Below are 12,935 nucleotides of genomic sequence, written 5' to 3'. Positions count from 1 at the left end.
CGCAGTTATCCACAGGCGTTGCACCAAGCTGCATCTGTCCCGCTGAGGTCAGCGGTGACCCGGGGTCCCCACCGTCACCAGTCCCAGGCGGTGCAGCAAGCTGTAGAGAGCGGCGCCCGCGCCGTTCTGCGGCGCACCGGTCGTCGGCGCGGGCGGCCTCGATCCGCCGGTGAGCGGCGGGGTGGTCAGTTGCAAGCCGTTCATCGGACGACGGAGAGGCCGTTGCCGCGGTGGCGGGGCTGCGGCTCGGCCAGCCGGCGGGAGGCGGGCTCGAGGCGGTCGGCCAGCCGGCGCAGCGCGGTGGCCAGTCCGTGCCGCGGGCCGTTCGTGGCGGGCTTGCGGTCGTGGCGCTGGGCCCGGGCCTCGGCGGCCCGCAACTGCTCGGCGACTCGGTAGCGTGCGATTTCCTGGTGTTCGGTGATCATGTCCTTGCTCCCCTCACTGTGTCCCCGTGCTGTGTGTTCCTGGCTGTTTTCGGCAGTGCTTCGCCCAGGTCCCGCCGCCGTAGCGGTGGCCGGCGGGACCTTCTGGGTGTTTGGTGTCAGACCTTGACGACGGTGATGTCGCCGGAGACGGTGCGGGCCCGCAGCATCAGTGCGCGCTCGCCCTCGGCCGGCTTGTCGCCGGGCTCCAGTTCGCACCGGATCCGTCCGGTGACGGTCTTCAGGTCCAGGTACGCCGGGACGCCGTCGGGAACCCCGATCTCGACGTCACCGCGGGCCGTCTCGGCCTGGACGCTCGGCCCGTCGGCGATCTCGACCGTGACGTCGCCGGAGCCGGAGGTGGCGACCGAGTGGTCGCGGATCCGCTCGATGGTGATGTCACCCGAGCCGACCTTGACGGTTGTCGGACCGCCGGCATCGCCGACCTTGACGTCCCCGGAGCCCGTGCTCAGGCCCAGTTGATCGGCGGCTTCGCCGATCTCGATCGACCCGGAGCCCGTGCTGGCCCGGACCGCGCCGGCGGCGTGCTCGACCTTGACGTCACCGCTGCCGGTGCTGATCCCGAGGTCGGCTTCGACCCGGTCGAGGGAGACGTCGCCGGAGCCGGTCGACAACCGCGCCGTACCCAGGGGCATCCGCGCGTCGATGTCACCGGAGCCGGTCTTGATCCGCGCGTCCAGCGTCGCCGGGGTGGCGATCCGGACCTGGATCTGCGGGCCACGGCCGCGGACGTTGCGGGGACCCTCGACGATCAGCTCACCGTTCTCGACGGTGAAGACGACGTCGTCCTCGGGGCCGCTGTCGACGTCCAGGGCGACCGCGGTCTCGGTGCCGTCGTTCGGCACGATCTCGACCTTGCCGGAGCCGATGTCGATCCGGACCCGGTCGATCTTGCCGGCGTCCTCGACGATCTGACTGCTGAAGCCGCTCACTGGACCCATCCCGTCATCCGTTGTCCCGGGCCGTGGCCACCACGGCGCTGGTGCTGCTCGCGGCGGCGGTCCTTGTCCTCGCGCCGCTGGTCGCGGTCGTCGCGCCGGCGGTCGCGGTCACCACGGTCACGGCCACGCCGGCCGCGCTCCGATCCGAAGACGCCCTCCTCACCGAAGGGACCACCCGGGCCGAAGACGCCGTCCGGGCCGAAGACTCCGTCGGGTCCGAGCGGGCCGTTCGGACCGAGCGGTCCGTCCGGGCCGAACATCCCACCGCGTGGCGGGCGCGGCGGCCGGGGCGGGCGAGGGCCACCGCGGCCGCTCAGCTCGGTCATGACGGTGCGCATCAGCCACGCGTTCGAGGAGATGCCCTCGGCCGCCGCGGCCTCGTCCACCTTGTTCTTCACCGACATCGGCAGCCGTAGCGTGATCCGCGCGGTCGGCTCGTCGGCGTCCAGGAGCACCTGCTCGGTGTCCTCGGTGTGGGGCTCGTCGTCGATGTCATCGTGCTCGTCCGGACCGGTCAGCTGGCTCGGGGCCGGCGTGACCACGAACTCGGGACGGCCACCGGCCATCCGGAGCTCGACCGAACCGGGGGACAGCTCGCGGCTGATCTCCCCGGCGGCGTCGGACAGGGCTGAGATGAGGGCCAGGCGGCCCGCGTCATCCAGCGTGGCTCCGAGGCGCTGGGCCACGGAACGAGTCTGGTCGTCGGCCAGGGCGGTGGCGTTCTCCACGCTCCGCCGGACCGATTCGAGATAGTGGTCAAGTTCCATGCCGACGATCATGACGTCATCGTGACGTCACTGTCAACCCTTTCTGATGTCATGACGTCGTCATCGTGGCGGCACAGGCAGAATGTGGATCCTTCGACGACAGGAGAAACGGTGTCCAGAGGAGTACTCGTCACAGGCGCGTCCAGGGGTGTCGGCGCGGCCACCGCGCGGGCGTTCGCCCAGGCCGGCGACCGGGTCGTGCTGCACTGCCGGGGCGCGGTCGACCGGGCTGAACAAGTCCGGGCCGGCCTGCCCGGAGACGGTCACGCGGTCGTGGCCGCAGACCTTGGTGACTCGGCCGCAATCCCTGCCCTGGTTGAGGAATCGGCCGCCAGGCTCGGCCGGATCGACGTCCTCGTGAACAACGCGGCGCTGTACGTCGACGAGCCGGTTGCCGGGTCCCGGCGGATCGGGCACTCGCCGGTCGAGACGCCGTACGACGAGTGGGTCGCGGCCTGGCGCCGTACCTTGGCGGTGAATCTGGAAGGGGCGGCACACGTGACCTGGTGCGTGGCCCGGCAGATGCTCGACACCGACCCCGCAGCGGGCGTACGCCGGGGTGCAATCGTCAACGTGGGGTCGCGCGGCGCCTACCGCGGTGAGCCGGACGTGCCCGCGTACGGCGCCGCCAAGGCCGGACTGCACTCGCTCGGCCAGTCGTTGGCGGTGTCACTGGCGCCACATGACATCACCGTGACGTCAATCGCGCCCGGATTCATCGCCACCGACATGACCGAGACCATCCTGGACGGCCCCGGCGGCGACGCGATCCGGGCCCAGAGCCCGTTCAACCGCGTCGCCACCGCCGAGGAGGTCGCCGAGGCGATCTACTGGCTCGCCTCCCCGCCGGCCGGCTGGTCCAGCGGCGCCGTCCTCGATTTCAACGGCGCCTCCTACCTTCGTTAGCTCCCGTACACCTCGAGTTCGACGATGCGGGAGTAGGTGTTGCCGTTGCCGGCCAGGCAGAGGATGCGTACGGCGTCCGCCTGGACCGGATCGAACGTCGAGGTGACGTGGCCGAGGGTGTTGCCGCGGACGTGGGCCACCGTCTGCCAGTCGGCGGTGCCGGTGCGGACCTGGACGTCCCAGTCGCGCAGCCCATTGCTGGCGGCTGGGTACTTGACCGAGTCGAGCGTGTAGAGCTCGACCCGGTTGATGGTGGCCGGCTGGGACAGGGCGACGTCGTAGTTGTCCGGGAAGACCGCGCGGGTGCCGTCGTTCCAGCCGGTCAGGGTGTCCCAGTGCTCGGAATCGTGGTCGCCGTCGACCGCACCGCAGAGGGCGAAGTTGCCGTGCGTCGACGAGGCGGCCGCCTGCTCGCCGAGAACGAGGTTGTCGCCCGGCCCCTTCGGCGGCAGTGGGTTCACCTGCACCGGCACGGTCAGCCGCGATCGGTCGACCTCGAGGGTGATCTTGTAGTTACCGGGCTGGGCGTCGCGGGGCACGCGCACCTCCACGGGCGCGCTCACCGGCTGGTCGGGGTCGACTGCCGGCAGCCAGGACGAGAACAGCTCCCGGGACAACTGGAGTGGTCCGGTCGGGGTCACCGTCAGGTCGGCGTACCTGGCCTCGCCGCCGGTGTTGGTCATCGTGAGGTTCAGGGTGCCGGGCAGACAGGGCAGGCCGACCACGCTCAGTTGTTGCGGGTCGGTACCGACCTGTACGTCGGTCGTTGCTTTAGGCACCGAAGTCGCCCCGATCAGGGACGCGGCCACCGCGGCGCCGAAGCCGACGGCCGATTGCCAACGGATGATCATCGGATGCTCCTCACAGAACCTGGATGCCGGGCTGCCCGTCCTCGACGAGGAGCTTGGCGCGAGTGCTGACGGTGCCGTTCGGGACACTGACCTTGTCGACGACGCGGTAGTCGGAGATCCAGCGCTGCGGGGTGATGCTGCAGCTGACGTAGCCGCGCTGGAAGTTGCCGAACTTGATGTGCGGGTTCTCCTTCAGCAGCGTCAGGCCGCCGGGATCGAGGTCCATCCCATCGATCCCGGACGTGATCGACGTACCGACGAACTCACTGCCGACGGTCGGCGACGCCTGATCGGTGAAGTCGAGCTTGAGGTCCGAGGCGACACTGCGGTGCAGGTCGCCGGCGATCGAGACCAGGTTGCGGACCTTGCGCTGGGCCGCACCGCCGAGGACCCGGTCACGGGAGGCCTCGTAGCCGTCCCAGGTGTCCATCGGGACCAGCACGTCCGGGCCGTCCTTGGTGTCGAGCCGTGCGATCGCGGTCTGGTGGGCCATCACGTTCCAGCGCGACTGCGAGGCCGTCCAGCCGTCGAGCAACCACTTCTCCTGGGCGTCGCCGGTGATCGTCCGAGCCGGGTCCTTCGTCTCCGGGCCGGGCGCCTTGGTGCCGTCGCCGTACGCCTGGTCCGAGCGGTACTGACGCGTGTCGAGCACACTGAACTCGGCCAGCCGGCCGTACCGGAGCCGGCGGTAGAGCTGCATGTCCGGGCCCTTCGGCAACTGCGCGAGCCGCAGCGGCATGTGTTCCCAGTACGCGCGGAAGGCGTTGGCGCGCCGGACCAGGAACTGCGCGGGCGGTGCGCTCGGATGCGCGTCATCGGCCCAGTTGTCGACCACCTCGTGGTCGTCCAGCGTGACGATCCACGGCGCGACCGCATGGGCCCGCTGAAGGTCCGGATCCAGCTTGTACGCCGCATAACGCGTGCGGTACTCGTCGAGCGTCACCGTCTGCTGGGTGATGTACGGCTCCTTCGAGTCCGGGCGGATGCCGCGGTCGATACCGAACTCGTAGATGTAGTCGCCGAGGAAGAACACGACGTCGTGGTCCCGCTTGGCCATGTCGGCGTACGCCGTGTACCAGCCCTCCCACGACGCCTGGCAGGAGGCGAAGGCCAGCGACAGTTCGGAGAGGTTCGCATCCGCCGTCGGTGCGGTCCGGGTCCGGCCGACCGGGCTGAGCTGCCCGTTCACGCGGAAGCGGTACCAGTAGTGCCGCCACGGACGCAGTCCTCGTACGTCGACATGCACCGAGTGACTCGACTCCGGCCGGGCCTGGGCCGTGCCGGAGCGGACGACCCGGCGGAACTGCTCGTCCTCAGCGACCTGCCACTGGACGTCGACCGGATGCCGCTCCATCCCGCCGAACGGCGTGAGCGGATCCGGGGCGAGCCGGGTCCAGATCACCACGGCATCGGGCAGCGGATCACCCGAGGCGACGCCCAGGGTGAACGGATCCCGATGATCGGGCCGGCCGGTCGCCCCGGCCGTCGCACTCCCGATCTCGGGCAGCTTGCCGGTCAGCGCCAGCGCGGCCGCCGTCCCGGATACGGTCAGAAAGGTTCGTCGACTGCTGCGCATCGGCACTGGCCCACCCGATCATCCGTAGGTGATCACTTCCGTAACGGGAGATTACGAGAAGTTCACACGAACGGGTGAGAATTGACCGGTTCCGGTCTCAGCGCACGATCTTGCTCGCCGGCGGCGCGGTGATGCTGACGGGCTTGTTGTAGTCGGTCAGGTTCATCACCATCGAGACGCCACTCAGGTCGAACGACATCCGGCCGATCCGGTGGGACTTGTCCATCCACATCGAGTAGGTCAGCGTCTTCGGCACGCCGGCCGGGACCTTCTTGCCCTGCGCGGCCAGTGCCTTGGCGGTATTGACGGTGACGGCGTACCGGTCCAGCGTCTGGCCGCCGATGGTCTCGGTACGGACGAACTTGACGGTGGCCACGCTCGAGTCGAACGACTTGAAGATCTTCGTCGGGTCGCTGCCGTTCAGCAGTTCGCCGAACTCACCCGCGTCGCCGGCCGCGATTTTCACGTACTTGCCGGCCGGAGTCATCCCCGGGATCGACATGTAGGCAGCCTTCTTGACCACGACGATCTTCGCGGTCTTGCCCTGGAAGGCCGCGCCGGTCATCTCCATCGACAGTGCGACCGGATCGGCGGTCTGGATGCCCTTCATGGTCAGCACGGTCTGGCCGTTGGCCGTCATCGTGCCGAGGATGCGCCAAGACTTCTGCTTGGTCAGCGCGGCGTTCATCGCAGGCACGAAGGTGACGCGGTTGAGGTGGGCGACCGGTGCCGGCTTCACGGGCGCGGCGCTGGTGGCCACCGGCGTGCTCGCCGACGGCGACGGCTTGTAGCCGGTGGCCTGGGGCTTGTCGTTGCCGCAGGCGGCCAGGCCGAGGGCGATCGGTACGGCAGCGACGGTGGCCATCGCGGCACGGAACTTCATGATGCGGATTCCTCCCCAGATGAAACAGACGATGGATCATATGGTCTGGTCCACCTGGAGAGGAAGGGATTTACAGCTGGTTGCAGCTCAGCTTTCCCCACGTTTTACAGAGGCGAGCAGGAGCTGGGCGACGTCCTGGATCTCGACGGTCTCCCGCGCCGAACCGTCCGCCTGCTTGGCGGTCAGGCCGTCGGACAGCATCACCCGGCAGAACGGGCAGCCGGTGGCGATCTTGTCCGCGCCGGTCTCGACCGCCTCCGTGGTCCGGTTCAGGTTGATCCGGCTGCCGATCTTCTCCTCCATCCACATCCGCGCACCACCCGCGCCACAGCAGAACGACTTCGTCTTGTTCCGCGGCATCTCGGCGTACTCCGCGCCCGGAATGACGTCGAGCAGCTCGCGCGGAGCGTCGTACACCTGGTTGTGGCGACCCAGGTAGCACGGGTCGTGGTAGGTGATCTTCTGGCCGTTGAGGGTGCTGTCGGCCGGGGCGACCGGGGTCAGCTTGCCCTCGCGGACCAGGCGATTCAGCAGCTGGGTGTGGTGGATGACGTCGAGCTCGACGCTGTAGGCACTGGGCTGGGAGTATTCATTTTTCAGCGTGTTGAAGCAGTGCGCGCAGGTGGAGACGACCTTCTTCGCGCCGGTCTCCTTGAAGACCTCCGCGTTCTGCATCGCCAGCTGCTGGAAGACGAACTCGTTGCCCGATCGCCGGGCCGGGTCGCCGGTGCAGGTCTCGCCGTCACCCAGTACGGCGAAGCTGACACCGGCGATGTTGAGCAGTTCGGCGACGGCCTGCGTGGTCTTCTTCGCGCGGTCCTCGAAGGCGCCGGCGCAACCGACCCAGAACAGGTACTCGACCTCGGCAAGCGTCTCCACGTCCGTACCCACCTGCTTGACCTCGAACGGCAGGTCCTTGGCCCAGTCCATCCGGCCGGACGGGTTCATGTTCCACGGGTTGCCCTTGTTCTCCAGGCCCTTGAACAGCCCGTTGAGCTCGGACGGGAACGACGACTCGATCAGCACCTGGTAGCGGCGCATGTCCATGATCGCGTCGACGTGCTCGATGTCGACCGGGCACTGCTGTACGCACGCACCGCAGGACGTGCACGCCCACAGCGCCTCCTCGTCGATCACGGCGACATCCGCGGGACCGACCAGCGGCTTGTCCTGCTCGGCGAGCACCAGCTCGGGCAGCGACTTCCGCTCCTCGTCCGAAGACGCCAGCAGGTAAGGCGCTTTGGCGTACGCGTGCTCGCGCAGGTTCATCATCACCAGCTTGGGTGACAACGGCTTCTCGGTGTTCCACGCCGGGCACTGGGACTGGCAGCGGCCGCACTCGGTGCAGGTCGTGAAGTCGAGCAGGCCCTTCCAGGTGAAGTCCTCGACCTTGCCGACCCCGAGGGCCGCGTCCTCGTCCAGCTCCTCGATGTTCTCGAAGTCGATCGGCTCGCCCTTGACCATGATCGGTTGCAGCGCGCCGAGCGCCGTACCGCCGGCGGCCTTGCGCTTGAACCAGATGTTCGGCCAGGCGGTGAAGCGGTGCCAGGCCACACCCATCGTCGCGTTCAGCGAGATCGTGATCATCCAGGCGAACGAGATCAGGATCTTGATCATCGCCACCAGGTAGACGGTGTTCTCCAGCGCGCTCTCGGACAGTCCGCCGAACAGCGCGTTCCCGACGAACCAGGTGCTCGGGAAGTGGAACTTGTCGCCGGCGCCGAGCTCGTACTCGAGTCCGCGCAGCAGCAGGATGCAGATCAGTACGCCGAGGATCGTGTACTCGACGTAGTACGCCTGCCAGGCGGTGGATCCGAAGAACCGGCTGTAGCGGCCCTTCTCGCCGCGCGGCAGGTTGCGCAGGCGGATCGCCATCAGGCCGATGATCGAGACCAGGCCGGTCCAGGTGAGGAACTCGCTGACCCACTCGAAGACGAACCAGTGGCCGATCACGGGCAGCGCGAAGTGTGCGTCGAACAGCTGGCCGAACGCCGTCACCAGGCTGAGGAACAGCCCGATGAAGCCGAACGCGACGAACCAGTGCAGGACGCCGACGTGGCTCCACTGCAGCATCCGGGTGTGGCCGAGGGTCTCCTTGGCCAGCGTCGCGGTGCGCTGCCCAGGGTTGTCGGTACGGCCGGCCGGCTGGCCCAGCTTGATGACGGACACCATGTGCCCGATCGTCTTGCCGAACAGCGCGACACCGACGGCGGTGACCGCGAGCGAGACGACGATGGCGAGGATCTGCATACCAGCGATGTTATTGGTCGGTTACCCATGAGTCATGTCGATGCGGCCCTCGTCACGCCCGAGATGTTGTCGTGAGCAAATCGATACAGAGTGTTACGGGGGATCTGTTGCCGCCGCGCTAGACCAATCCGTAAGTTTCCAACCACTGCAATCGCAGTCTAGGTCAATCGGTTTCGGCGGGAGAGTGGAATGCGTCTTCGTCAGGGAATCGCTGCTGGAGTGGTGCTCGCGGCAAGCTTGGTGGTGCCGGCCGGGGCGGCGAACGCGGCGGCAGTCGCGCAGGCAGCGGCCAAGAAGTGCGACACCAAAACGGTGAACTGGTACACCCGCGGCGGTCACGAGGTGTACGTCGGGACCAATCTGTACAGCGACTGGATGGAAGGCCCGGGCCGGATCACCTACCAGAAGACCGCGACCTCGGAGTCGAACTCGTCCTGGTCCGGTGACCTCGGGGTGAGCATCCCGCTGGTGATTGCGGAGATCCAGAACAAGTACTCCAAGACAGTGGGCAAGTCCCACTCGGTCACCGACAGCTGGTCCTACACAGCCGAGGTCCCGGCCGGCAAGGTACGACGGCTGCATCATCTCAAGCAGTCCTGGCGGGTCCAGGTGGTCCGGTGGAAGTACACGACCAGCGACTGCAAGAAGACCAAGGAGGTCAGCAACCGGACCGCCACCTTCCCGACCAAGAACCGCGACTACATGTGGATCCTCGTCGGTCGCGAGTGATCTCTAGTCGAGCAACCGGTCCAGCCGGGCGGCGACCGCGGGACGCCGCGGATCGTCGGCCGGCAGGCCGGCGTCGAGAGACTCGAAGATCTCCAGATCCTCGGCGCCGGTCGGCGTCTGAGCGAAGCGCCACAGGACATCGTGATCGTCGGCGTCGAGAGCGGCGCGGCGCAAGGTCGCGTCGAGCTCGTCACGTTCGGCCCGCAGCGCCGGAGCGTCCGACCGGGCCAGCAACGGTCCGTTGTAGACGTCGAGGGCGGCACGGAGATCGCCGCTGCGAAGAGCGGTCTGTACGTCGGTGATGTCGCCGGTGACGTCGGCGATGATCCGGTAGGGCTTGGTGTCGAGTACGCCGCCGCCGAGCAGGTTCCGGAGTCGGTGCATCTCCGCGCGGACCGTGGTCGGGTTCCCCTCGTCGCCGTACAACTGCAGCATCAGTTGCTCGGCGGTGAGGCCGGAGGGGTGGAGCAGCAGCAGGGCGAGTACTTCGGCCCGCCGCAACGTCAGCGCGATCTCCCGGCCGGCGACGACCGCGATCGGCTGGCCGGCGCCGAGCAGCTTCAGCCGGACCGACGGCCGGCTGCGGCGGACCGGCGTACCCGGCATGCGGAGCAGGTAGCCCTCGTCGAGTTGCTCGATCAGAGCCTCACGGCCGTCGCCGAGGTCGATCCGGTCCGCGCCGTCCGGGACGACGAGGCGATCGGGCAACCATTCGAGCGGTTGTACGGCGAGTACCCGGCCGGTCGGGGTCAGCAACGCACCGGGTGCGTCGCCGAGCGCCATCAGGTGCCGCATGTTGCGGGCGCGCAGCATCTCGTCGGCCGCGGCCATCCGGACCCGCAGTTGCCCCTCGGCGAGCTGGGCCGCGGCGGTCACCAGCGCGACCATCGCGGGATGGACCGTGCGGAGCGGACCCGAGACGTCGACCGCGCCGATCAACTTGCCGGTGTCGGGGTCGTGCACCGGCGCGGCGGCACAGGTCCATTCGTGGATGCGCCGGACCAGGTGCTCGGCCGAGTGGATCTGGACGGGGCCTCCGACGGCGAGCGACGTACCCATGCCGTTCGTACCGATCTGCTCCTCGGACCACACCGCGCCCTCGGACAGTGCGATCCGGTCGGCCTGGCGTTTGACCTCGGACGAGCCCTCGCGCCAGAGGATCGTCCCCTGGGCGTCGGTGATGATCATGATGTGCGACGCCTCGTCGGCGATCGTGGTCAGCGTCTGGCGCAACACCGGGAGGACCGCGCGCAGCGGGTGATTCTCGCGGATCGCCTCGACCGTATCCGGGTCGACGATCATCGGGGGCGCGTCGAGCTCCGGATCCACCGCGGCTGCGAGCGACCGTTGCCAGGACGCGGCGACCAGCGGGCGCGGCGCACCCGGCACCCGGCCGCCGCCGAGCACCTCGTCGTACAACTCGCTCAACCGGCGGGCCTGCTCCGATGCGTCCATGCCGCCTCACTTCACGCTGCAACGTCGGTGCAACGTCCATCCTCCTACGTTCGGTCAACACGTCGGGTTTCCCGAAGGAGGACCAATGACGATCTTCGCAGCTCCCGGGCAGCAAGACAGCCCGGTCACGTTCAAGTCGCGCTACGAGCACTTCATCGGCGGCGAATGGGTTCCGCCGGCCAAGGGCGGGTACTTCGAGAACCCGTCGCCGGTCACCGGTGAGAACTTCACCGAGATCGCCCGCGGTACGGCGGACGACGTCGAGCGTGCCCTCGACGCCGCCCACGGTGCCGCGCCGGCCTGGGGACGCACGTCACCGGCCGCGCGGGCCGACATCCTGAACAAGATCGCCGACCGGATCGAGGCGAACCTCGAACTGCTCGCGGTCGCCGAGACCTGGGACAACGGCAAGGCGGTCCGCGAGACGCTGGCCGCGGACATGCCGCTGGCGATCGACCACTTCCGCTACTTCGCCGGCGCGCTGCGGGCCCAGGAGGGCTCGGTGTCGGTGATCGACGACGACACCATCGCGTACCACTTCCACGAGCCGCTCGGCGTGGTCGCGCAGATCATCCCGTGGAACTTCCCGATCCTGATGGCGATCTGGAAGCTGGCGCCCGCGCTGGCCGCCGGCAACGCGGTCGTCCTGAAGCCGGCCGAGCAGACCCCGGCCTCGATCCACGTGCTGCTCGAGCTGATCGCCGATCTGCTGCCCCCGGGCGTTCTCAACGTGGTCAACGGCTTCGGCGTCGAGGCCGGCAAACCGCTTGCCTCGAGCAACAGAATTGCCAAGGTCGCGTTCACTGGTGAGACCACGACCGGCCGGCTGATCATGCAGTACGCCTCGGACAACATCATCCCGGTCACGCTGGAGCTCGGCGGCAAGAGCCCGAACGTGTTCTTCGCCGACGTCGCGGCCAGCCGGGACGACTTCTACGACAAGGCGCTCGAGGGTTTCACGCTGTTCGCGCTGAACCAGGGCGAGGTCTGCACCTGCCCGTCCCGGGCGCTGATCCAGTCGTCGATCTACGACCAGTTCCTCGGCGACGCGACCGCGCGGACGCAGGCGATCAAGCTGGGCAACCCGCTCGACACCGACACGATGATGGGCGCGCAGGCCAGCAACGACCAGTACGAGAAGATCCTGGCCTACATCGAGATCGGTCAGGCCGAGGGCGCTCGCGTTCTCACCGGCGGCGGTCGCGCCGAACTCGACGGGGACCTGGCCGGCGGGTACTACATCCAGCCGACCATCTTCGAGGGCGACAACAAGATGCGGATCTTTCAGGAGGAGATCTTCGGTCCGGTCGTCTCGGTGACCAAGTTCGACGACTACGCCGACGCGATGAAGATCGCCAACGACACCCTCTACGGGCTGGGTGCCGGGGTTTGGTCGCGTGACATCAACACGGCGTACCGGGCCGGGCGGGAGATCCAGGCCGGCCGGGTCTGGACGAACTGCTACCACGCCTACCCCGCGCACGCGGCGTTCGGCGGCTACAAGAACTCCGGCATCGGGCGCGAGAATCACAAGATGATGCTCGACCACTACCAGCAGACCAAGAACCTGCTCGTCAGCTACAGCCCGTCGAAGCTCGGCTTCTTCTGACCATGGTGGTCGAGAAGGTCTCGCTGACAGACGCGGCGGCGGAACTGCTTCGCCGTCTCACCGACCTGCACGGTCCGCTGATGTTCCACCAGTCCGGCGGCTGCTGCGACGGCAGTTCGCCGATGTGTTACCCGGACGGGGAATTCAGAACGGGGTCGGCGGACGTGCATCTGGGTGATCTGGTCGTCGACGGTCTGGAAAAACCGATCGCGTTCTGGATGTCGGCGAACCAATACGGGTACTGGAAACACACACAGCTCACTGTCGACGTGGTGAAAGGCCGCGGCAGCGGCTTCTCGGTGGAGGCCCCCGAAGGCGTCCGCTTCCTGATCCGCTCCCGCCTCTTCACCGACCAGGAGTCCGAAGCCCTAGGACTCCTCTGAGCGAGTGCCGACCGTCCGGTGGCGTTGCCGGACGGCCGGCACTCTTGTACGTACCCACGCGTGCTTTCGCGGTCGCTCCTTCGTCGCGCCCGCTACGCGCGCTCCCGCCCGCCCCCGGCTCATCGCCGTCCTTCTAGCTGCC

The 12,935-nt window shown here is 68.1% G+C and carries 13 protein-coding genes; 4 read left to right on the top strand and 9 right to left on the bottom strand.

All coding sequences use genetic code 11. From position 1 onward, the window contains the following. Positions 1-48 precede the first annotated feature (48 nt). The 4 genes from ACZ3HV_RS24525 to ACZ3HV_RS24510 form a co-directional block, all read right to left on the bottom strand. Positions 49-204, bottom strand: coding sequence for a hypothetical protein (locus ACZ3HV_RS24525; RefSeq protein WP_465687298.1), 156 nt, complete (start codon positions 202-204; stop codon positions 49-51). Beyond that, positions 201-425, bottom strand: a complete 225-nt coding sequence (locus tag ACZ3HV_RS24520) for a hypothetical protein (protein WP_360361503.1) — start codon at positions 423-425, stop codon at positions 201-203. The genes ACZ3HV_RS24525 and ACZ3HV_RS24520 overlap by 4 nt, the downstream gene beginning before the upstream one ends. Positions 426-541: 116 nt before the next feature. Beyond that, positions 542-1,384, bottom strand: coding sequence for a DUF4097 family beta strand repeat-containing protein (locus tag ACZ3HV_RS24515; protein WP_465687297.1), 843 nt, complete (start codon positions 1,382-1,384; stop codon positions 542-544). After that, positions 1,372-2,151, bottom strand: a complete 780-nt coding sequence (locus ACZ3HV_RS24510) for a hypothetical protein (protein ID WP_465687296.1) — start codon at positions 2,149-2,151, stop codon at positions 1,372-1,374. The genes ACZ3HV_RS24515 and ACZ3HV_RS24510 overlap by 13 nt, the downstream gene beginning before the upstream one ends. A gap of 111 nt (positions 2,152-2,262) precedes the next feature. On the opposite strand from ACZ3HV_RS24510, the gene ACZ3HV_RS24505 reads away from it, so the two are divergent. Next, positions 2,263-3,057, top strand: a complete 795-nt coding sequence (locus ACZ3HV_RS24505; protein ID WP_465687295.1) for an SDR family NAD(P)-dependent oxidoreductase — start codon at positions 2,263-2,265, stop codon at positions 3,055-3,057. Here ACZ3HV_RS24505 and ACZ3HV_RS24500 read toward each other — a convergent pair. The 4 genes from ACZ3HV_RS24500 to ACZ3HV_RS24485 all read right to left on the bottom strand — a co-directional run bounded on the left by ACZ3HV_RS24500 (position 3,054) and on the right by ACZ3HV_RS24485 (position 8,617). Then, the gene (locus tag ACZ3HV_RS24500) at positions 3,054-3,908 is read right to left on the bottom strand and encodes a galactose-binding domain-containing protein (protein ID WP_465687294.1); all 855 of its coding nucleotides are present in this window, start codon (positions 3,906-3,908) and stop codon (positions 3,054-3,056) included. The genes ACZ3HV_RS24505 and ACZ3HV_RS24500 overlap by 4 nt on opposite strands. 10 nt (positions 3,909-3,918) lie before the next feature. After that, entirely contained in the window at positions 3,919-5,484 is a 1,566-nt protein-coding gene (locus tag ACZ3HV_RS24495) for an alkaline phosphatase D family protein (RefSeq protein WP_465687293.1), read from the bottom strand. A 97-nt stretch (positions 5,485-5,581) separates the two neighbouring features. Beyond that, entirely contained in the window at positions 5,582-6,367 is a 786-nt protein-coding gene (locus ACZ3HV_RS24490) for an SCO4651 family lipoprotein (RefSeq protein ID WP_465687292.1), read from the bottom strand. An 87-nt stretch (positions 6,368-6,454) separates the two neighbouring features. Continuing rightward, entirely contained in the window at positions 6,455-8,617 is a 2,163-nt protein-coding gene (locus ACZ3HV_RS24485) for a (Fe-S)-binding protein (protein ID WP_465687291.1), read from the bottom strand. 189 nt (positions 8,618-8,806) lie between these two features. Here ACZ3HV_RS24485 and ACZ3HV_RS24480 point away from each other — a divergent pair, with 189 nt between their 5' ends. Continuing rightward, positions 8,807-9,346 carry a hypothetical protein gene (locus ACZ3HV_RS24480; protein ID WP_465687290.1) on the top strand — a complete coding sequence of 180 codons (540 nt, stop codon included), beginning with the start codon at positions 8,807-8,809 and terminating at the stop codon, positions 9,344-9,346. Positions 9,347-9,349: 3 nt separating this feature from the next. On the opposite strand, the gene ACZ3HV_RS24475 is transcribed toward ACZ3HV_RS24480, so the two are convergent. After that, a complete protein-coding gene (locus tag ACZ3HV_RS24475) occupies positions 9,350-10,801 on the bottom strand; it encodes a GAF domain-containing protein (protein WP_465687289.1) in 1,452 nt (483 codons plus the stop codon). 85 nt (positions 10,802-10,886) lie between these two features. On the opposite strand from ACZ3HV_RS24475, the gene adh reads away from it, so the two are divergent. Both adh and ACZ3HV_RS24465 read left to right on the top strand, forming a co-directional pair. After that, positions 10,887-12,410, top strand: a complete 1,524-nt coding sequence (gene adh, locus ACZ3HV_RS24470; RefSeq protein ID WP_465687288.1) for an aldehyde dehydrogenase — start codon at positions 10,887-10,889, stop codon at positions 12,408-12,410. Between the two features lie 2 nt (positions 12,411-12,412). Then, on the top strand, positions 12,413-12,793 hold the full coding sequence (locus ACZ3HV_RS24465; RefSeq protein ID WP_465687287.1) for a DUF779 domain-containing protein: 381 nt from the start codon (positions 12,413-12,415) through the stop codon (positions 12,791-12,793). The last annotated feature ends 142 nt before the right edge of the window (positions 12,794-12,935 follow it).

The organism is Kribbella sp. NPDC020701, from assembly GCF_055562215.1.
Note: the sequence above shows the minus strand (reverse complement) of the source record. Positions and strands in the feature narration are given on the sequence as shown.

Excerpts from the sequence above, each read along its gene's own strand:
- ACZ3HV_RS24520 (WP_360361503.1), bottom strand. The coding sequence starts at position 425 with ATGATCACCGAACACCAGGAAATCGCACGCTACCGAGTCGCCGAGCAG.
- ACZ3HV_RS24465 (WP_465687287.1), top strand. The coding sequence starts at position 12,413 with ATGGTGGTCGAGAAGGTCTCGCTGACAGACGCGGCGGCGGAACTGCTT.
- ACZ3HV_RS24495 (WP_465687293.1), bottom strand. The coding sequence starts at position 5,484 with ATGCGCAGCAGTCGACGAACCTTTCTGACCGTATCCGGGACGGCGGCC.
- ACZ3HV_RS24475 (WP_465687289.1), bottom strand. The coding sequence starts at position 10,801 with ATGGACGCATCGGAGCAGGCCCGCCGGTTGAGCGAGTTGTACGACGAG.
- ACZ3HV_RS24500 (WP_465687294.1), bottom strand. The coding sequence starts at position 3,908 with ATGATCATCCGTTGGCAATCGGCCGTCGGCTTCGGCGCCGCGGTGGCC.
- ACZ3HV_RS24510 (WP_465687296.1), bottom strand. The coding sequence starts at position 2,151 with ATGGAACTTGACCACTATCTCGAATCGGTCCGGCGGAGCGTGGAGAAC.
- ACZ3HV_RS24485 (WP_465687291.1), bottom strand. The coding sequence starts at position 8,617 with ATGCAGATCCTCGCCATCGTCGTCTCGCTCGCGGTCACCGCCGTCGGT.
- ACZ3HV_RS24515 (WP_465687297.1), bottom strand. The coding sequence starts at position 1,384 with ATGGGTCCAGTGAGCGGCTTCAGCAGTCAGATCGTCGAGGACGCCGGC.
- ACZ3HV_RS24490 (WP_465687292.1), bottom strand. The coding sequence starts at position 6,367 with ATGAAGTTCCGTGCCGCGATGGCCACCGTCGCTGCCGTACCGATCGCC.
- ACZ3HV_RS24525 (WP_465687298.1), bottom strand. The coding sequence starts at position 204 with ATGAACGGCTTGCAACTGACCACCCCGCCGCTCACCGGCGGATCGAGG.
- ACZ3HV_RS24480 (WP_465687290.1), top strand. The coding sequence starts at position 8,807 with ATGCGTCTTCGTCAGGGAATCGCTGCTGGAGTGGTGCTCGCGGCAAGC.
- adh (WP_465687288.1), top strand. The coding sequence starts at position 10,887 with ATGACGATCTTCGCAGCTCCCGGGCAGCAAGACAGCCCGGTCACGTTC.